The 19,285-nt window shown below is 52.9% G+C and carries 15 protein-coding genes and 1 tRNA gene; 7 read left to right on the plus strand and 9 right to left on the minus strand.

Going from position 1 to position 19,285, the window contains the following annotated elements:
- Window positions 1–514: 514 nt before the first annotated feature.
- Entirely contained in the window at window positions 515–1,303 is a 789-nt protein-coding gene (locus FKCLFG_RS09620) for an AbiJ-NTD4 domain-containing protein (protein WP_472612874.1), read from the plus strand.
- Window positions 1,300–4,620: an NERD domain-containing protein gene (locus FKCLFG_RS09625; RefSeq protein ID WP_472612875.1), complete on the plus strand. Its 3,321-nt coding sequence runs from the start codon at window positions 1,300–1,302 to the stop codon at window positions 4,618–4,620. The genes FKCLFG_RS09620 and FKCLFG_RS09625 overlap by 4 nt, the downstream gene beginning before the upstream one ends.
- A 263-nt stretch (window positions 4,621–4,883) precedes the next feature.
- Here the strand turns inward: FKCLFG_RS09625 and FKCLFG_RS09630 are convergent, their stop codons facing one another.
- Window positions 4,884–5,498 (minus strand): tyrosine-type recombinase/integrase, encoded by a 615-nt coding sequence (locus FKCLFG_RS09630; protein WP_472612876.1) that lies wholly within the window; start codon window positions 5,496–5,498, stop codon window positions 4,884–4,886.
- A gap of 448 nt (window positions 5,499–5,946) precedes the next feature.
- Between FKCLFG_RS09630 and FKCLFG_RS09635 the strand changes: the two genes are divergently transcribed.
- Together FKCLFG_RS09635 and FKCLFG_RS09640 are read left to right on the plus strand one after the other, a co-directional pair.
- Complete coding sequence (locus tag FKCLFG_RS09635; RefSeq protein WP_472612877.1) at window positions 5,947–6,957, plus strand: hypothetical protein; 1,011 nt, start codon at window positions 5,947–5,949, stop codon at window positions 6,955–6,957.
- 81 nt (window positions 6,958–7,038) lie between these two features.
- The gene (locus FKCLFG_RS09640) at window positions 7,039–7,788 is read left to right on the plus strand and encodes a TRADD-N-associated membrane domain-containing protein (RefSeq protein WP_472612878.1); all 750 of its coding nucleotides are present in this window, start codon (window positions 7,039–7,041) and stop codon (window positions 7,786–7,788) included.
- 1,033 nt (window positions 7,789–8,821) lie between these two features.
- Here FKCLFG_RS09640 and FKCLFG_RS09645 read toward each other — a convergent pair.
- From FKCLFG_RS09645 to FKCLFG_RS09680, 8 genes are all read right to left on the minus strand, one after another.
- Window positions 8,822–8,911 (minus strand) — tRNA-Ser (locus FKCLFG_RS09645).
- Window positions 8,912–9,109: 198 nt separating this feature from the next.
- Window positions 9,110–11,143, minus strand: coding sequence for a putative bifunctional diguanylate cyclase/phosphodiesterase (locus tag FKCLFG_RS09650; RefSeq protein ID WP_472612879.1), 2,034 nt, complete (start codon window positions 11,141–11,143; stop codon window positions 9,110–9,112).
- A 2-nt stretch (window positions 11,144–11,145) separates the two neighbouring features.
- Window positions 11,146–12,300: an EAL and HDOD domain-containing protein gene (locus FKCLFG_RS09655; RefSeq protein WP_472612881.1), complete on the minus strand. Its 1,155-nt coding sequence runs from the start codon at window positions 12,298–12,300 to the stop codon at window positions 11,146–11,148.
- 246 nt (window positions 12,301–12,546) lie between these two features.
- Window positions 12,547–13,791 (minus strand): radical SAM family heme chaperone HemW, encoded by a 1,245-nt coding sequence (gene hemW / locus FKCLFG_RS09660; protein ID WP_472612882.1) that lies wholly within the window; start codon window positions 13,789–13,791, stop codon window positions 12,547–12,549.
- Entirely contained in the window at window positions 13,788–14,372 is a 585-nt protein-coding gene (rdgB, locus tag FKCLFG_RS09665) for an RdgB/HAM1 family non-canonical purine NTP pyrophosphatase (protein WP_472612883.1), read from the minus strand. The genes hemW and rdgB overlap by 4 nt, the downstream gene beginning before the upstream one ends.
- A 175-nt stretch (window positions 14,373–14,547) precedes the next feature.
- On the minus strand, window positions 14,548–15,276 hold the full coding sequence (rph, locus tag FKCLFG_RS09670) for a ribonuclease PH (RefSeq protein ID WP_472612884.1): 729 nt from the start codon (window positions 15,274–15,276) through the stop codon (window positions 14,548–14,550).
- A gap of 4 nt (window positions 15,277–15,280) precedes the next feature.
- Window positions 15,281–16,210 carry a PP2C family protein-serine/threonine phosphatase gene (locus tag FKCLFG_RS09675; RefSeq protein ID WP_472612885.1) on the minus strand — a complete coding sequence of 310 codons (930 nt, stop codon included), beginning with the start codon at window positions 16,208–16,210 and terminating at the stop codon, window positions 15,281–15,283.
- Window positions 16,211–16,274: 64 nt separating this feature from the next.
- Complete coding sequence (locus tag FKCLFG_RS09680) at window positions 16,275–17,282, minus strand: serine/threonine protein kinase (RefSeq protein ID WP_472612886.1); 1,008 nt, start codon at window positions 17,280–17,282, stop codon at window positions 16,275–16,277.
- 98 nt (window positions 17,283–17,380) lie between these two features.
- On the opposite strand from FKCLFG_RS09680, the gene FKCLFG_RS09685 reads away from it, so the two are divergent.
- From FKCLFG_RS09685 to rpoZ, 3 genes are read left to right on the plus strand one after another with little or no spacing between them, the layout of a single operon-like run.
- Window positions 17,381–18,283: a YicC/YloC family endoribonuclease gene (locus FKCLFG_RS09685; RefSeq protein WP_472612887.1), complete on the plus strand. Its 903-nt coding sequence runs from the start codon at window positions 17,381–17,383 to the stop codon at window positions 18,281–18,283.
- Between the two features lie 49 nt (window positions 18,284–18,332).
- Window positions 18,333–18,977, plus strand: coding sequence for a guanylate kinase (gene gmk / locus FKCLFG_RS09690; protein ID WP_472612888.1), 645 nt, complete (start codon window positions 18,333–18,335; stop codon window positions 18,975–18,977).
- Between the two features lie 41 nt (window positions 18,978–19,018).
- Window positions 19,019–19,222: a DNA-directed RNA polymerase subunit omega gene (gene rpoZ, locus FKCLFG_RS09695; protein WP_472612889.1), complete on the plus strand. Its 204-nt coding sequence runs from the start codon at window positions 19,019–19,021 to the stop codon at window positions 19,220–19,222.
- Window positions 19,223–19,285: the final 63 nt, after the last annotated feature.

The raw sequence follows: 19,285 nt of genomic DNA on the forward strand, positions 1-19,285 counted from the left end.
CATTAGTCTGATTAGACCGGTCCACCTCTCATTGCCATTTCGTTAAGTAGCACTGCTAATGCCAACGGCCGCTTTTGTCCGTTATGTATAGCTATACATAAGCAGCGATTTCAGACATCGAGTAATAATGACTTTGGAATGATGATGTGGCAATTAAGGTTTCGAGCGGAAATTTTCTGAATAACTGTGCTCTTCCGATTACTGACGTTCAAGGTGTCGCAAGCAAAATTCTGTTTAGCCAAGTCGCGAAAGGCAGCTTCCAGCTAACACGAACTCACCCTCTCGACCCGAAACCGTCGTTCAATACATAACCAAGCGGACACCCGATAGAATACGGAGCGCTGGGCTACTTAAAAAGCGGTTCGCATTCGGTGCGTACATATATGGATGAGCCGCCGTCATTTCTGACGACGCGTAGCGAGCGCTTACACTGAGGTCTGGATTGGCGGCACGAATGGCGCAGAGTCCTAAGCACAAGGTGTGCGGCTTTTTAGGGCTTACTGAAGGAAATTGAATGGATTCATTCTCAAGGCGTCAAGGTCTCACGCGCCCCGACGCGGAAATTCACATCAGAAATGACGCGCCTCAGATGATTCGAGATGCGGTGATCCAGATCGCCTACCAGTGCGGCCTGAAACCAAGCGATCTCAGGAGCCTTCTTTGCGGCCTCCTCTTCCGTACACCAGATCGAAGTAACTGGTCTGAGCTCCCAAATATTGATGGTGAAGTTCGAGAGCTTATCGAAGACTGTGAATGGTTCGAGGTCTATGACTTGATTGAAGCACTTGCGAAAAGGTGCAGTTCCAGAGGGTATGACTTTTCCGATGAAATGAACCGATTCTTCCACATCGCCGGAGTGGGGTGGCAACTTGTTGACAACCACGTTGAGATGCGTGGAAGCGAAGTATTCGAGATTGCTGTCCGTCACGGCCAAAGCGAACTGCGTCAACAAGGGCGTACGACTGCTGCAAATGAGCTTCACGAAGCATTGAACGACCTCTCCAGACGCCCGGTGCCTGAAACAACCGGTTCAATTCAGCACGCAATGGCGGCACTTGAGTGTGTCGCACGCGATGTAACCGGAAGCAAAGACACGCTTGGCCAACTTGTTCAGCGTAACACAGGCATATTTCCTCCACCCATCGATCAGATCGTTGAGAAGGCATGGGGATACACCTCCAACTATGGTCGCCACTTAACAGAGGGTCAGCCGCCACAGTTTGATGAAGCCGAGTTGATGGTTGGAATCAGCGGCGTCCTTTGCCGATATCTCTCCAGAAGAGCACCAGGAGCGAAGCGATGAGTACCAGCCCAGATGCCGCACCTTTAATTCGAATTTTCATCGGGGAGCCGGTACAAAACAGGTCAGAACACGACTGTCTTCGCGCAGCCTGTGAGGCATTGGCCCAAATGCGTAGTTGGGCCTATATCTTTGCCAATTTTCATGCTGCAGGACGACAGATAGACCTGGCGGTTTTCACGGAGAAAACGACACTCGTTATCGAAGCAAAGGGCTATTCACTGCCAGTTCGAGGGGGTGTGAACGGTCAGTGGGAGCAGCTTGGTCCATACGGCGCGAGAAAGATCGGCAATGCGTACAACCAGGCGTTGAATGCCAAGAACGCGCTCCGTGACGAGATGCAGCGAATGAATCAGATTGATGGTTACCCAAACGGACTTGTTGTAGTTGCCCCCATCGTTCCAGAAAGATCGGCTCTAACTTCAGGAGACTTCAAGGTCGCTATCACCGGTCTAGATCAGATTGCGCAGCTGTTGACACGTCCATCGGGCGCTCTGATAACGCAAGATTTGGGTGAGGCTTTGGCAAGGCAACTGGGCCTTGAGGCGGTAGCGAGTGCTGATGCAGCACTCAACGATGAAGTCCTTGTTGCGGAGAGGTCATGCGACACATATCTCAAGTCCTTCGGTGATTTCTACGGACCGCTGGTAGCGGAGCTTGTTAGCGATCAGTACAAATGCGGCGTTCTTGAAATTGGTCTGTCTCAAGTTAAGTCGATGGTCGCAGACGGTGACGCCGGTGTACTTATCCAAGGGCCATCCGGTTGTGGCAAGACACTGCTCGCAACATCCTGTGCGATATCGTGTGTAGCAGCTGGCTGCATTCCGATATTTGTCTCCGCAAAGAATTTTGAAGGTGAATTTCAGCGACTCCTCGACAGGGAGGCCGCTCTATTGAATGCACGTTCAGCGAGCAACATCATCACTGCGGGCAGGCTTCTCGGGAAGCGCGTAATTCTGTTCTTAGATGGCTACAATGAATGTCGGGATGATCTCAAGGTCAGTTTGACAAGAAGTCTCAAGGCGTTTGCGCTGCGATATGGCGCGGGCGTCGTCGTCAGTACGCAGTACGATCTTGTCCGCGCTGATCTCCTGACAACGAAAACTGTCATCGTCAAACGACCGTCTGATGAACTCAAGGCAACCCTTGCCAGAATCGAAGAGCATGGTGACCGTGCCGGAAATTTCCGTAGTCTTCTCCAGGTGGCGAGCTCCGGTCTTGAAGCAGGGCTTGTGGGACAGGTTGGCGCGTTTTTGCCGGCAGGCGCAAGTAGGTTCGCACTTTTCGACACGTATGCGAGAACGAAACTTGGGACTGCCGCCGCCGAGGGTATTCGGGTCCTCAGCGCATTTGCGGAAACGCTTGTTCACAGAGCCTGCTTCAGCCTCTCTGTGCGCGAGTTCGACCGACTCTGCGACTCGACCAATCTAGATCATGCGGCTCGGCAGCAACTATTGCGATCCCAGTTATTGCAGGCGCGGGGCGACAGAATCAGTTTCATTCACGAGCTATTTTTCTCAGCGTTCTCTGCTGAAGCTGCAATCAGGTCGGCCAATGGGGATTTAACGCGCATTCGCGCCGCATTGGGGTCACCACGATTCTTCTCATCAAAGGCGTTCATTCTCGGAGCCCTCGAGGACGACCGCGTCGTGTATGACATGCTTGAAAGTCTCACTGATCACGACTTGCTGGCCGCTTGTTCTCGCGGAGAGTGTGGCGCTGCCGCGCAATCTATCGTGAAGCGCAAGATTGAGAGTGTGTTAGAAGTCATGATTGCCGAAGCGCAAAGTGTCGGTTTTCAGATTATCGGGGAAGGATGGAACAGCATAGCCATCGACAAAAACTCTCTCCGTCACGAGCTCACAGATTTTGGTTCCTATCTTGCTGCAATTGGACAAGGCTTGATGGATGGGCAGTATCTGGATGCTGTCATGGCTGCGTGCCGGCACATGGACGAAACCATAACAATTTTCTCAAATGCATGTGCTGCTGACGCCAAGGCTAAGAAGATCCCGCTCCGACACGAAGTGTTCTCGGCAGCGTACGTCATGCATCGCGAAGCAGCAATATCGCAACTGATCAACTTTATCCATAGTGGTGGTCTGTCGTTTCGCCGCCAGGAAGGTCACGGATTCGGCGCGGCACTCCGAGCGGCGTGGCCGCGTGCAGAGACACCTGGCCAGTTTTACTTTCTCATCGGGTTGACCAAGTTTTCAGCTCACAGCACGGAGGCTGCCCAACATGTTGCAAGACTGTTGAAGAACATTAGGGTCTATCCGTATCACCTTCAGCTCGATCTGATCGATTTTGCGCAGTATCTTCGTGATGTGGAGGAGCCATACCGGACAGAGATTATCGAAGCGCTCCAGGCCTGTCTGGACAAACTGGGTGTCATGATGAACTCAATCATCTTTGAAGCCCTCAAGAGACTGGGTGCACTGGAAGATGATGAATATAGTTATGTTCCGGTCATCCGCGATGAAATTGACAATGCCTTGAGTACAGATAGCGGCGAGTCCGATTTGGCGGCATGGGGGCTCTTTTCATGCCAGTTCGATCATCCCTTCGACTCCTCATACTGGGACGAGATACAGGGACTTGATGATTCAAGAAGGAAGCTTCTTCTCACGAAAGCATGTCGTGGTGCAGAATCGCCCTACCTTTCGTTCTTAGGAATACTCATCCGACAGCTATCTGAATTCAATGACCCTAATGTGGCATCTGCGATTACTCGATGGACGGTATTGCCGGACAAGCAGAGTTTCATGCCTCAAGATGTTGTAGAAGTTTTCATTGGTGCTCATGAAGCTCTAGGGCATCTCGGGGCTGCACTGCCCCAGTCGAGAGGCGAACCAACAACCGCAGCGGAGCATGCCCTGCTGGCATGCGGTGAGCTCTATTATTGGGCCAACCGGACCGATCTAGATGCTCCTAAAACATCAATCTATACCGAAGTTGCGCGGTCTATTCTCCTAGACCATTCCCTGTGTGCAAGTGCGGGTGCATTACTATTCACCACGTCACGCATGCTGTCGGCCGATGGAGCACGGATTTCCTTAGTGAAGCACTACCCGGATGTCTGTGTTGAAATCTGTAGGGGCGCGCTCAAGGCACGGAATGAACAGGTCTCATACTTCGAGCACGGGTTCCAATACAATGTTGATAGCATTGCGTGCTTTGCCATCCAGGTTTTGGGTGAGGCGGGAGATGTCGGTGATCTACAAGCGCTCCGAGACCTTTGCGATCACGAACGTCACGGCATCAGTTCTCTTGAAGCCATCAAGAAAATTGAGGAGCGGACGCGCGTCCGGTACGATTGATGTAACAGACAAATTGTATTCAACATCTAATGCTCATTGTTTAAGAGCAGATCTTCGAGCACATAGAACCGATCGGAAAGGCTTCATTGCGGTTGCCTTCGGTCGAACAGCTCAATTGTCTTTATATCCCGTTGCAATTCAAATTGCATGGCAAGTCGGAAAGTCCGCTTCTAGCCGGTTGTACGCATTCTGCATCGTTCCAGAAAGCGGCCATACGGCTTCGCGTGAAACGACTGCCGCATGACCGGCATAGACAGCGCTTGCTAGATCTCGGTCTGTTCTGAAATTTCCAGAGCGTCATCTACTTCAATGCCCAGGTAACGAACCGTGCTTTCCAGTTTCGTGTGACCAAGCAAAAGCTGGACGGCACGTAGATTCTTTGTCCGCCTGTAGATCAATGTCGCTTTGGTTCGCCGCATGGTGTGGGTGCCGTAAATTGTCGAATCGAGGCCGATGGCTGAAACCCACTGATGCACGATCCGGGCATACTGCCGTGTTGAAACATGGGGTGACTGTGCGAGACGGCTCGGAAATAGGTACTGTTCCGGCTTCAGGTTCGCCTTATCGATCCAGGCTGCGACTGCGGTTCTGGTCGGTTCCGTCAATTCAAATTGCACTGGCCGTTGGGTCTTTCGCTGCACGACCGTCGTCCGGGCTAAAATTTGATTGCCGTGCGTGACATCGCGAACTCGCAAATTGACGAGATCACAACCGCGCAACTTGCTGTCGATTGCGAGGTTGAACAACGCCAGATCTCGAATCTGCTGGCTGTTCTGGAGGTGGATTCGGATTGCCCAGATATCCTTTGGCTTGAGTGGCGGTTTTTGCCCGATCAGCTTGCCTTTGTTCCAGGGTTCCCGAGTGTGAGTTGATTCCACATCAGACTCCTTCGTGGTTGATTGAAGTCTGATTGTGTTGCCATGCCTATGTCAGCCTGCCACCTCGGGGCTCAGATCCCTTGAGGGCAGCTTTTTCGATTGATGCCGAATGCATGCAATCGGCCAATAGAGGTCGATCGCATTCTCACTCCAAAGCAGACATTCTCATTGCGAAATAGTGGTGCAACGATGTAAATATGTTATAAATTGGCAATTATTTTGACCTTGTTACATTGCGTGGTTTGTCGTTTTTGTTTTTACGTATTTTTGAACTGGAAAACGACTCAAAACGAAGACTAATACAGGATTAAGTAGGATCGGAGTCCCATGTCATATCGCAGTTATCAATTTTATTCAGGCGTTTTTCGATATATAACAAGTTGGGCGCCGTAACTTCCGCTTTGAGTCAAAATTGCAAATGTCATCTGATGCCGAAATGAAACTCCTAATGGAACGACACATAAAGGCCATGGCCGACCACGCTCGCTCTGAACTGGAAAGGTCAGCGGGTCTAATCGAGCGTTTTACGCAAATGGCAGCTTCCAAAGGACTTGCACTCGATTCAGATTCCTTTAGCTACATTCAAACAATTGGGATCGTGGCCTCCGCGCCTGGCCTCGCGAAAATGCTGCTTGGAGTCACGCCGACAGAAAGGGACGGGCTGTTCGCATACGAAGAGATTGCACAACGCTTGCCACCAAATCAGTTTCAAGAAGGGTATTTCGTTGGCAGCGACTACATGCTCATGGCTCACCCATGCTATCGACGCAGAATGTATCCAATGGCCAATTGGGCGCCAAGATTTGTTGACCTATTCTGGAGGTTGGATTCGTCGAATATCAAGAAATACATTGCCATTGACGAAGACCGCGTAAGAATTAATGTCGATGGTTCCGCCTACATGGAAGCAGATACTTGGTATGGTGCGCCTTTCAATAAAGACATCAGCAAGATAAAGGACGGGACCATAAAACTCAGGCCACCACTTGATCTTGATTCTAGCTACGTTGATTTTTTTTTCGCGCAGACTTACTGCCTTGACATCAAATGGAGTGAGTCTAGCCAAATCAAGACGTTCCAAGCGCTTGAGGTAAAGACGCAGGATACTCAGATCATCGTCGACAGCCGGACTTTTTTCCCGGCCCGCTATTTGCATGCTGAGTTCGATTTATCTAGTGGAGTATTCAGGCATTTTGATGGAGCAATTCAGCTATTTACTGAAGAAGAGTACCTCCGTCGACGAGACTCTGACTTCAATATGACGTTCAAAAATATTGAGCACATTAAGGCCCGTTCAAAGAAGGTATTCAAGCTCAACGGTCCGCTGCCCGTCGATTCATGGGTAGAGTTCTGCTGTCATTTCTTCACCGCCAATCCACTCACTTTCGAATACTTCACTGGCGCCTACCCTGAACACGTGGCAGACATCGTTGCCAAAGTTCGAGCACGTCCCCAATAAACGCAACGGTGCCCAACCCTTCAATCAACCCGACTTGCCTTCGGTAAGCCGGTTATTTCGAACGTTAGACCTTAGGAAATCATGCTCTTCAACCCGTACATATCGTTTTTTGAATCACTAGTAAAGGCCTGGAAGCGCGACGACAAGCGCATCCGGGCAGCGCTAATGCTGGCAGTTGCAGCCACAGCTATCGCCATCTCGATCGCGCTGTTTGCCCAATCCGGGTTGGTCGACAAGAAGATCACCGAAACATTTGCTGGAGTAATCGGTGCACTGGCCGGGCTCGTTGCAGTCGGCGTTGCGGCATACCAAGGCCTCGCAGAGCAAGAAGCCCGAGAACAAAAAATTGAGACGGTAGAACAGCGCCTCCGCGAACACCCCGAGAAACCCCAACTCGCATGGGATCTCGCTAGGGTCAAGCTCGAAAGCTACCTAGATCGCAACCTCAGCCAGGTACGATCGATCTATTGGCTCACCCTGATCGTCATGCTGTGCGGCTTCGGCTTTGTTAGCTACGGGCTGTTTCATGCATCCCAAAACCCCGAAAAGCTCCCCGTATCAATTGTTGCTGCAGCTTCTGGCGTACTCATCAGCTTCATTGGCGGCTCTTTCCTGCTCATCTATCGGTCGATCTTGGCTCAGTCCAAGGAGTACGTCACTGTCCTTGAGAGAATCAACGCCGTTGGCATGGCGGTACAAGTCATCGCAACAATTCCTGATGCGAGCGCTGAGCTGAAGAGCCAAACAAAGGCCGAGCTTGCCAAGCAGCTCTTAACCCTGTACGCGCACTCTGGCTCACAAAGCGCTGGCGATGGCGCGCCTAAGGCCTAACATGGCGCTCAACCTCGCTCCCTTCGGTCGCTGGACGCTGCGCGATAAAGCCGCGCGGCGAGTTAGCTCTACTTTGAACGTCAGCTTTCCCAAGTCGCCTACTTCCGCTATGGGTCGGGACCTGCCTGCCAGGCTTTGAAAACCAGCCGCTTGTAGAGAAATTTCTGTCAACGGCCGGTCTACCCACCAAAGCCGCCGTTCATTCCAATGTAGGCAAAGTACGCTTTTTGCATAGAACTGGTTCGCGGTCCATCGAAGCCCAATGACCGCAACCAGTCTTTTGCAGTCATTCAACAACACTGACAAGACAGTCTCATCTAAGCAATTTTCAGGTCTCCACACACATACAGAAAACGCTCATTTGCGAGGATGGGAAACTTATGCCAACTTTCTGTGGATAGGTTTGTGCATAACCCCCAGGCATCACCATCCCAGACCAATACCGGCGAGTATTATCTTTCGGTGCCTACTATGTAGGCATACCTACCCAGATACCCGTAAAGCCACAAAAGTTCGTCAACAAGTGCGCATTCACAGTCCGATTTAAGTGTAGAAAGTAATCCGTTGTCAGTGCCGGGATAATTATCGATGCAAACCAGTGTGGGAACGCCAACGACCCTTGCCGTCGCAACGGCGTTACAAGAAAGTAGCAAGGGGCTCCCGCATCTAAGTACGAGTTGCCGATAATCCGGACGCCTGCCCGACACGATCCTCAAAAACAAAAAAGGCCAATCCGAAGATTGACCTAAGTCTTTAATTCAATTGGTCGGGACGGAGTGAATCGACATACTCACCCACTTGCACCCTATCTAAGATACGGTTAGATGACGGCCGAAATGACTCGTCGCGGTTGACGTCATAGGTGACGGTCTTTTCGATTTAAACTCAGACTGATTTTGCGAAACCGAGAAAACTCCGAAATGGCAAGAAGTAGGAAGCAGTCAACCAAACCAATTTTTGATAGTCAATTTGATAGTCATTAACATTAAAAAATAATAAATATCAATTAAATCAATGACTTACATGTAGTTAATGGCGGAAGCGGTGAGATTCGAACTCACGAAGGGCTCACACCCTCGCCAGTTTTCAAGACTGGTGCCTTCAACCGCTCGGCCACGCTTCCGGAAGCCGGAATTATACCTAAACCGGATGGTTCGATATACATTTTTATAAATTTAGCGCAACAACCAGGGAAATAAATTGACAGCAGACGCGGAATAATCAAGACAAAAGCATCATGGTTCGCGAAATAATGGCTACGCAAATTGCAATCCGATGAGGATGCCAAGAATGATTGTAATCATGGGACAAATCAGGTGCATCACTCAATTCCGAACCTACGGCCTTCTTTCAGCATGTTCCCCATTTCCAGCGGCGCTACCGGGCGGGAAAAAAAATATCCCTGTATTTCATCGCATCCCTGCTTCCGGAGAAAATCCAGCTGCTCGGCAGTTTCGACACCCTCAGCAATAACCTGGCGCTGTAATTGCTTGGCAATGCCGATAATGGCACTGGCGATGGCGCAGTCGTTTGGATCCTCTGGAATGCCCATGATGAATGAACGATCAATTTTGAGCGTGTGGATAGGGAAGCGTTTCAGATAAGACAGACTGGAATAGCCAGTACCGAAATCATCCAGCGAAAGCGTCACGCCCAAGGCATTAATCTCTTTCATGATTGCAATCACATCATCGGTGCTGGCCATGAGCATGCTCTCGGTTATTTCCAGTTCCAGCCACGCAGCACAGATGCCATGCCGGTTCAACGCAGCTTGTACACGACCGGGCAGAGACAAAGTAAATTCTCCCGCCGACAAATTGACTGCCACGCGCATCGGTGCCAAACCGGCCTGCTGCCATGCGGCCGCTTGCAGACATGCAGCCTCCAGCACCCACTCACCGAGCCGTATTACCAGCCTGCTTTCTTCCGCGATCGGAATGAATTCCGACGGAAAAATCAGCCCCCTGTCCGGATGCTGCCAGCGCACCAGAGCTTCCGCTCCCACTATACGGCCATTCTCAATGTTGATTTTCGGCTGGTAATGCAACAGCAGTTCATGGTTGTCAATTGCATGGCGCAGTCCGGTCTCTATCAGAAGGTGACTTAAGGCGGTGCGATTCATTTCCTGGCTATAGAAAGCGTAACTGCCCTGATCATTTCCCCCGCATTTTTTGGCACGAAACATGGCGATGTCTGCCAGACGCAACAAGGTTTCCGAATCGGCGCCGTCCTGCGCATAGATACTAATGCCGATGCTGGCGCCGATGCGTAATTCATGCTGCTCGACCAGATACGGATGTTCCATTGCGTAGAGCAGCTTTTGTGCGACGAAACCGGCGTGGTAATGCTGGTTGATGTCAAACAATCCAACCACAAACTCATCACTGCCGAGCCGGGCCACGATATCGTCTTCGCGCAATGCATCCTTGAGGCGAATTGCCACCTGCTGCAACAATTGATCGCCGATTGCATGGCCCAGGGTATCGTTAATCGGCTTGAAACGATTCAGATCGATAAACAGTAAAGCGCCAGTCGAGCCATTGCGATTGGCCGACACCAGCGACTGGTCTACCAGCTTCATGAACAAGGTACGATTGGGCAAGCCGGTCAATGCGTCGTAATAAGCCAGATAATGAATTTTTTCCTGTGCCTGCTTGCGCTCCGTGATGTCCATCAAATAGCCAATCAGTCCGACCGGCTGGCCCGTATTGTCACGCAACGAAGACAGGGAAAGACTGGCCCAGAAGATTTCTCCTGATTTTCTGCGTCGGCGCACCTCCATCTCGCGCCCACCTTGCTGCAGGAAAGTGTCTTGCAACGGTTCTTCTTCATCCTCTTCATTTTCGTAGAGAAAAATGATATTGCGTCCAATGATTTCAGCCGCGGTATAACCGAATAATTTTTCTGCTCCTTTGTTCCAGCTGGTGATGAAACCGGTCGAATCCATGGTGATTACGGATTCATGAATTTGATCGAGTATTTGGGTCTGCTGCAACAATTGTTCGGTAGCTTTTTCGAACTGGCGCGCACTGCGATCAGTGTCTGCACGTGCCTGCAGCAGTCGTGCCGTCAAGCGCGCCAAAGCCGCAAGGCGCTCGCGGTCCATGTAATCGTAACCACCGACGCGTCCGGATACTGCATAGCGGCCGAAAATCGCGTCCCCATGAAAAATTTCTTCTGCCAGGTCTGATTTCTCGGGCAACTTGCCATGAAAATAGCCTCCCTGCGGACTCTCCAGCAAGAGCCGGGCAATACGTCCCAAGCTTTCATCGAGCGCATGGCCGCGCAAACTTTGCACGGCTTCACATAACGCAACGGTACAGTCGATATCTTCAGGCGCATTCAGGAATGTCATGGTCAATCCGCCCGTGAAACCTGAATTGACCAGGCACAGGCCTGCACCAGTGCGCGGCAGAAAAGCTCTGTATCCACCCCGCAGGCAATCAGTTTTGTCTGCAGCAGGGGCAGGTTTCCCGAGCAAGCATGTTCAGTTAAGTCGAGCATCGCTCCCAAGCGGCCACTACGCGTTTGGAGCGCACCCAGCACATCTTCGGGCAGATGCAACGGTTCGAGAATTTCAGCCAGCGGCGCGCCGAATAGTACGTCCAGTAACGAGAACATGCCGACCATGAAGGCGCGGTCTGCCTGATACCGATCGCCATCCATTTGCTGACATAACGCTTCCATCAGGCCGGCCCGCAATGCGGCTATCGGTAACAGCGGGTTGACGTTGCCATCGCCCGCTCTATCCTGATGCGCATACAGTAGCAACTGCAGCCATCGTTGCAATTGGCGGCGTCCCAGTACATTGATGGCCTGACTAAAACTGCTTATCGCGCAGCTTTGCGCATACGCCGCGACACTCACCAGCTTGAGCAAATTATAGGAAAGCGACGGGTCCTGTTTCATCAGCCCCTCGAGTTCGCGCGACTCGGCATCGCGAGCCACCAGAGCCAGTAACTTCAATAAACGGCTACGTGACGGCATCTTGTTACGCGGCATGCCGGCACTCGGATGCAGCGGATAATCACCGAGAAACCAGTTGAATCCTGCAGCGCGGCACCTATTGAAACTGATTGGAGTGTTGACATCGGTGGCCAGATGCGGACCGGCCAGTGTGTGTTGCCAAAACGGAGTTTGGTTTTTTTCGATTTGATCGCAGCCGATTGCCAGCGAATCTACACCGGCCGGCAATGCGGCATCCGGCGCGGGCCAGCCGTCCAGCATGATGCTAAAACCTTGCGTCTGCATATAATCCAGCTTGATCCGGGCCTCTGCCGCTGTGCCATCTGCTGCAGGCACCCGCAACATTACCTGCTTTTGTGGCAGATGCGTCATCAGATCCAAGTCGACCTGATTCAGGTTCGGGACATCCAGCACGCACAGAAAGTCTCCTAATGCGTCGCGCAAACCGATTTCATCGTAAAGGTGCGCGAATGCCTTAAGAACGTCGGTTTCGGCTTTTTCAAAATGAAAAACAATTCCCACCCACTCGTGATGAACATTCGTCATCATCTGCATGGAAACAAGGGGGAAAGCGGGTACGTTTGCTTCGGATAAGATCATATTATTTATACATAAACGGGTTTATTCAAAGCAACAATAGAATACAGACAACCTTGTACGAGGTTGTCTGCATAATTTTCTAGCTATAAAACGAATCACCTGTACTTATATAAACAACGACCAAAATCCGAATAACTTTAACAAGATTGCATTAGATTTAATGTGCATCCGGCCGGACATCGATATCGGCAACTAATCTGCCAAAAATAATTGCTGCAAATCGTTCAGGAAAGATTGGCCGAGAGCCGTCGGCTTGATGATTAGATGATCGCGATACAGCAAGCCTTTTGATTCGGCCAGAGCCAGCGTTTTTTCGATTGTGTTGAGCGCCATGCCGGTGCGTTCGGCAAACAAATTGACTTGAAAACCCTGGTTGAGGCGCAATGCGTTCAGCATGAATTCAAAAGGCAGATCTTCGCGGCTGACTTCGTTTTGATCCTGAATTTGCGTGCCTTGCAAAATGTGTTCCAGATACGCCTTGGGCTGCTTGTAGCGCATCTGCCGCACTATCCGGTGCGGAAACGACAGCTTGGAATGCGCGCCCGCGCCGATCCCGAGATAATCGCCGAACTCCCAGTAATTGCGGTTGTGGCGCGCCTGCCGCTGCGGTTGCGCATAGGCCGAGACTTCATATTGCGCATAGCCGGCAGCAGCGGTCAGGTCTGCGATCATGTCTTGCATGTCGGCGCTGGCATCGTCGTCCGGCACCACCGGCGGATGCTTGGCAAACAAGGTGTTCGGCTCCAGCGTCAGGTGATACAAAGACAAGTGCGGCGGCGCATAGGCAATTGCAGTCTCGATATCCTGGCGTGCTTCCGCCAATGTTTGCTGCGGCAACGCGTACATCAGATCCAGATTGAAATTATCAAAATTGGCGTGCGCAATATCGACTGCCCGGCGCGCCTCATCGCCGTCGTGAATCCGCCCCAAAGCCTGCAAATGTTGTGGATTGAAACTTTGGATGCCAATCGATAGCCGGTTGATGCCGCTGGCGCGATAAGAGCGGAACTTCTCGGCCTCGAAAGTGCCGGGATTGGCCTCCATTGTGATCTCGGCCGCGCCGTCCAGCGGCAGCAAGGTACGCACATCCGACAGCAAGCGATCCAGGCCTGCGGCAGACAGCAGACTGGGGGTGCCGCCGCCGATGAATACGGTATAAATCTTGCGTCCCCAGATCAGCGGCAGCGCGCTTTCCAGATCGGCGCGCAAGGCCGCCAGATAATCATCCTCGGGGAATCCGCCCTGCGCTTCATGCGAGTTGAAGTCGCAATACGGGCATTTCTTGACGCACCACGGGAAATGGATATACAGCGACAACGGCGGCAGCGCGCCCAAATGCAGCACACCCGGCTTCAGAAAGGCGGCAGCCGTCTGGAGCGGCTGGACGGTGTTGCTGGCAGGTTTGCCTGTCACGTCAATCAATTTAATCGGGATCATTGCAATTTCTTCACAAGTTCGCGCAATGCCTGGCCGCGATGCGACAGCGCGTTTTTCTGCTCCGAAGGCAATTCGGCTACGGTCTTGCCCAGGCCGGCCAGCCAGAAATGCGGATCGTAACCGAAGCCGCCGGCACCGCACGGATCGACAATGATCTCGCCATCCCAGCGCCCTTCGGCAATAATCGGCTGCGGATCATTGGCGTGGCGCACATATACCAGCGCGCAGTAATAGTAAGCGGACTTGTCGGCATGCGGCGCCAGGTCGGCGAGCAGTTTGCGGTTGTTGGCGGCATCCGACTTCGGTTCGCCGCCGTAGCGCGCCGAATGCACGCCGGGCGCACCGCCCAACGCATTGACGCACACGCCGGAGTCGTCCGCCAGCGCCGGCAAGCCGGTAAGGGCCGCGGCGTGGCGGGCCTTGGCCAGCGCATTCTCGATGAAAGTCGGATGCGGCTCCTCGGCTTCCGGCACATTGAACGCGCCCTGCGGATGCAGCGTAAAACCGATTGCCCCCAGCATCTCGCCAAACTCCTTGAGCTTGCCGGCATTGTTGGAAGCTAAAACGATGGTCTTTGTCATAATATTCTGGTGCGGAAACCCGTTACTGCAATGGCTTCCGCTAATTTTTAAAATAGAAAAATAGTGGGAGTATCATCAAAAACAATGCTTTTACCGCATTTATTTATTGCGGTAACGAAAAATACCAATGATAGTATTGGCACTCGAAAAGCGCGGTGCAAACCTATAAGCCAACCTACAGGCCGAGCGTCTCTTTCTGCAGGCTGATCAGGTCGGCTATCCCCTGCTGCGCCAGGTCGAGCAACTTATCCATGGTGGCGCGATCGAATGCTGCGCCTTCGGCGGTGCCCTGCACCTCGATGAAATGGGCGTCATCGGTCATCACCACGTTCATGTCGGTGTCGCAGCCGGAATCTTCCTGATAATCCAGGTCCAGCAGCGGCTTGCCCTTATACACGCCAACTGAAATCGCCGCCACGAAATGCCGCAGCGGCACTGCCGCAATAACGCCGCGCGCGACCAGTTGCGCAAACGCATCGTAAGCCGCGACCATGGCGCCGGTGATGGCTGCCGTGCGGGTGCCGCCATCGGCCTGGATCACGTCGCAATCCAGATGCAGCGTGCGTTCGCCGAAGGCTTCCAGATCGAAGGCGGCGCGCAGCGAACGGCCGATCAAACGCTGGATTTCCTGGGTGCGGCCGGATTGCTTGCCTTTGGCGGCCTCGCGATCCATGCGGGTGTGGGTGGAACGCGGCAGCATGCCGTATTCGGCAGTCAGCCAGCCCTGCCCTTTGCCTTTCAGAAAACCGGGTACCTTGTCTTCGATGCTGGCGGTGCAAATCACGCGGGTATCGCCGAACTCGACCAGTACCGAACCTTCAGCATGTTTGGTGTAATTGCGGCACAGGCGAATCGGGCGCAGCGCGTCGGCAGCGCGCCCGTGGGCGCGTATTTCATGTTGCATAGTGTCAATCCTTGGAAGTTATACGGGTGCTTTTCTGAATCGCGCCGCGAATCTCTGCAATCGCTCTTTCGATTTCAGCTTCGTCGAATGCGTCAGCTTCTACCGTCTCACCCTCAGGCAGGGCCAGAATGGTGGTTGTGACCTCGCCCAAAGGCAAGGTATTGGTGGTAATTGTAGCCTCATCGGCAGATGCATTGCTGCCATCCCACATCATCGCCAGCGCAGTGACGTTGTCCGCATGCTTGCCGGCAATGCCGGTGGCGCTGGCCAGCAACTCCGGAACCGCACGCACGATCGTATTGCTTTGCAAACTCTGGGCCAATACGTGATCCGGCAGCACCGACCACAAACCATCCGAGCACAACAACATGATGTCGCCGGCCTGCAGCGCGGAACGGCGGGACATCTCGACAATCGGCGCATTGGGCGCACCGAGACAATTGAACAACTTGTTGCGGTCGGGATGCGTATCGCGCTCGGAAGCCATCACCTTGCCTTGCGCAATCAGGGTTTCGATGCGCGAATGATCCCTGGTGCGCGCCAGAATTTGACCGTTGCGCAACCAGTACAGGCGTGAATCGCCGCAGTGCGCCCAGTAAGCGTGGCCATGCTGGATCAGGCAGGCAACAATGGTGGTGCGCGGCGTTTCCGGCAAATTATGGGAAGCGCGGTAATGTAAAATTTCACGGTGCGCTTCCAGAAAACTTTCCTCAAAGAACCGCTCCGGCTGTTTGATAGTGGGGGCCGCGTTCTGCCGAAACACCGCATTGATGGTCTGCATCGCAATGGTGGCTGCTATTTCGCCCTGAATATGTCCACCCATGCCATCGGCCAGCAATAGCAACAAGGCGTCGCGGGTAAAGCTGTAACCCATGCGATCCTGATTGACCTTGCGGCCGCCGATATGGCTTTCTTGATAGACGGAAAATCGCATGGAACCGATCTGTTATAAGTAGACAGCCAATTTTGACCGCCTGCAGGAGAGAGTGAATGGAAAGTTACCGGGTGTGCTCGTGCAGAGTGACGCCTGGCTTGGGATTTTTTGGCCCGACACCATTCCACATGCCGCGCAATTTGTTGGAAAAGCGCAGCAGCAGGCCCGGCTCCGGAGTAACTGCCACCTGTTGCTGCAAGGCCTTTTGCAACGCAAATACGCTGGGTGGGCGCTGCAGCAGATCAAGCATCAGGCACCACTTGACCACCTGGATCAATTCAGGTGAATACAAACCTTCCAGCTTGGCCAGATGAGCATCGATTTTATCGGTCTTGCTGCGCTGCTCCACCGGCGGCGGTGGCGCCCCTGTCATGCAGGCAAACATCGCTGCGCCAATACTGTAAATGTCGGTCCAGGGGCCTAGATTGCCGTTCTTGACATATAACTCGGGTGGCGCAAAGCCCGGTGTATACATCGGGTACAGCTTCACCAGGTCGGTGCGAAAGGTTTGCCGCGCGGCACCAAAATCGAGCAAGATCGGCGTGCCATCAATGCGCAAGTAAATATTTGCCGGCTTCAGATCGAGGTGCAGCAGTTTGCTCGCATGTACTTCACGCAAGCCATTCAAAACCTGGCTGAACATGGTGCGAATGAAACGCTCTGAGAGCAACGGTTTCTCGCCCGTATCGCGACGCCGCAAAATATGGTCCTGCAGCGAACGGCCCGACTCATACGCCATCACCATGTAGACCGTATCGTTGGCACGAAAGAAATTGACCACGCTGACTACGTTCGGGTGCGAAATGCGCGCCAGGGCGCGGCCTTCCTCAAAAAAACATTTCAGGCCCATCCGAAATACCGGCAGATTTGCAGCCGAAACCAGCGGCGACAACTCGCCCGGTTGCCGTAGCGCCAGGCTGCTGGGCAGATATTCCTTGATGGCGACGGCGCTGCCATTTTCGTCATACGCCAGATAGACAATACTGAACCCACCGGACGCAATCTTCTTTACAATGCGATATCCGGAAATTTCAAGTCCGTCTGGCAGTGGTGCATTGTTTTGCGCAGCCATATTTTCCTAAGCGGTAGAAATTCGGATTGTGTTGATAAATCACACATTTGTAAAGCACAGTAAAGTAAAACACAGGAGTCGACTTGAGTATTTGCAGCATGACTGGCTACGCAGTCACTACCAAAGAAGCCGCCGCCGGCACTCTGACCATCGAGATCAAAAGCGTCAATTCGCGCTTTCTGGACCTGCAATTTCGCATCAATGACGATTTGCGCGCAGTCGAGTCGATCCTGCGCGAAGCCATCATGGGCCGCATCACGCGCGGCAAGGTCGAATGCCGCCTGAGCTTCGGCCGCAAGGTCAAGTCGGACGCCGGTCAGGCACTTAATGCCGCCCTGCTGCTGGATCTGGCGGCGCTGCAACACGCAGTGCGCCAGCAATTCCCGAATGCACCGCCGCTATCGGTCAATGAACTGTTGCGCTGGCCCGGCATCATCGCGGAAGCCGAAATCGGCCAGGAAACTCTGCAAGCCGAAGTCGTTGCCGCCATGAGCGCAGCACTCGACGCCTTCGTCGACTCGCGCGCGCGCGAAGGTGCGGCGCTGCAAGCCATGTTGCTGGTGCGGGTTGACGCAATGGATCAGATCGTCCTCGACATCACCCCGCTGATTCCACAAGTTGTCTTGCAGTTCCAGCAGAAAGCCACAGAACGCATGCAGGAAGCGCTCGGGTTGGCGCCCCTAAACGGTGCTGCAGCTGCAGCCCAAGCGCTATCACGCCAGGAAGCACTGGAGCGCATCCGGCAGGAAGTTAGCCTGTACGGCATCCGGATTGACGTCTCCGAAGAATTATCGCGGTTGGCTGCCCATTTGAGCGAAACCCGTCAGATCCTGAAAAGAGGCGGCCAGGTCGGCAAACGGCTCGACTTCATGATGCAGGAACTCAATCGCGAAGCCAACACGCTCGGCGCCAAGGCGGCAGTCAAGGAATTATCCGATGCGTCGATGGCACTAAAACTGCTGATTGAGCAAATGCGCGAGCAAGTGCAAAATCTGGAATAATTTCCGTACGGGTACGGCATGCCGTGCCCGTACCGTCACAAGGATTACCATGTCCCAAATCAATACATCTTCAGGCAGCCTGTTTATGGTGGTAGCGCCATCGGGCGCCGGTAAATCCACTCTGGTCAATGCCCTGCTGGCGCAGGAATCGGGCATCCAGCTTTCAATTTCCTTCACCACCCGCGCACTCAGGCCGGGCGAAGAAAACGGGCGCGAATATCACTTCATCACGACTGAAGATTTCCTCGCAAGAAAAGACCAGGACGAGTTTCTGGAATCCGCCGAAGTGCACGGCAACCATTACGGCACCTCGCGGTTGCGGATCGCAGACCAGATCAAGACCGGCACCGACGTCTTGCTGGAAATCGACTGGCAAGGCGCACAACAGATCAAAAAGCAATTCCCGCATGCCGTCGGTATCTTCATCCTGCCACCTTCCATAGCAGCATTGGAAGAACGCCTAAAAAAACGCGGACAGGATGAACCGCACATCATCACGCGCCGGATTCTGGCCGCCGGCGGGGAAATCGCCCACGCCCCGGAGTTTGAATATGCTATTATCAACCGAGATTTTGCGACCGCATTGTGCGAGCTAACGGCGATCGTAAAAGCGGCCCGTTGCAGATTTGCGCAACAAGCGGCGCGCAACACATCACTATTTGCCCAGTTGGGCATACATGCAAATTTAAGTTAATTTAACGAATTTAAGCCAAAGTCGCATTTTTAGGAGTATTCATGGCCCGTATTACCATCGAAGATTGTATTGATAAAATCCCGAACCGTTTTCAGCTCACTCTGTGCGCCACCTATCGCGCCCGTCAGTTGCTGCAAGGTCATTTACAAAAAGTGGATGCTGACGACAAGGCAACCGTGATTGCTCTACGAGAAATCGCAGCCGGCAAAATCGGGATAGAAATGCTGAAAAGGGTTCCCAATTAATCGTTCGGCCGCTTAATCCAAGGGTTATTATCCAAGAGTTATTAACCCAACGCACCCACGATT

It is taken from the genome of Gelidimonas denitrificans (assembly GCF_055694065.1).

Coding starts and splice junctions, on each gene's coding strand:
- FKCLFG_RS09620 (WP_472612874.1), top strand. CDS start 515: ATGGATTCATTCTCAAGGCGTCAAGGTCTCACGCGCCCCGACGCGGAA.
- FKCLFG_RS09625 (WP_472612875.1), top strand. CDS start 1,300: ATGAGTACCAGCCCAGATGCCGCACCTTTAATTCGAATTTTCATCGGG.
- FKCLFG_RS09635 (WP_472612877.1), top strand. CDS start 5,947: ATGGAACGACACATAAAGGCCATGGCCGACCACGCTCGCTCTGAACTG.
- FKCLFG_RS09640 (WP_472612878.1), top strand. CDS start 7,039: ATGCTCTTCAACCCGTACATATCGTTTTTTGAATCACTAGTAAAGGCC.
- FKCLFG_RS09650 (WP_472612879.1), bottom strand. CDS start 11,143: ATGACATTCCTGAATGCGCCTGAAGATATCGACTGTACCGTTGCGTTA.
- FKCLFG_RS09655 (WP_472612881.1), bottom strand. CDS start 12,300: ATGACGAATGTTCATCACGAGTGGGTGGGAATTGTTTTTCATTTTGAA.
- hemW (WP_472612882.1), bottom strand. CDS start 13,791: ATGATCCCGATTAAATTGATTGACGTGACAGGCAAACCTGCCAGCAAC.
- rdgB (WP_472612883.1), bottom strand. CDS start 14,372: ATGACAAAGACCATCGTTTTAGCTTCCAACAATGCCGGCAAGCTCAAG.
- rph (WP_472612884.1), bottom strand. CDS start 15,276: ATGCAACATGAAATACGCGCCCACGGGCGCGCTGCCGACGCGCTGCGC.
- FKCLFG_RS09675 (WP_472612885.1), bottom strand. CDS start 16,210: ATGCGATTTTCCGTCTATCAAGAAAGCCATATCGGCGGCCGCAAGGTC.
- FKCLFG_RS09680 (WP_472612886.1), bottom strand. CDS start 17,282: ATGGCTGCGCAAAACAATGCACCACTGCCAGACGGACTTGAAATTTCC.
- FKCLFG_RS09685 (WP_472612887.1), top strand. CDS start 17,381: ATGACTGGCTACGCAGTCACTACCAAAGAAGCCGCCGCCGGCACTCTG.
- gmk (WP_472612888.1), top strand. CDS start 18,333: ATGTCCCAAATCAATACATCTTCAGGCAGCCTGTTTATGGTGGTAGCG.
- rpoZ (WP_472612889.1), top strand. CDS start 19,019: ATGGCCCGTATTACCATCGAAGATTGTATTGATAAAATCCCGAACCGT.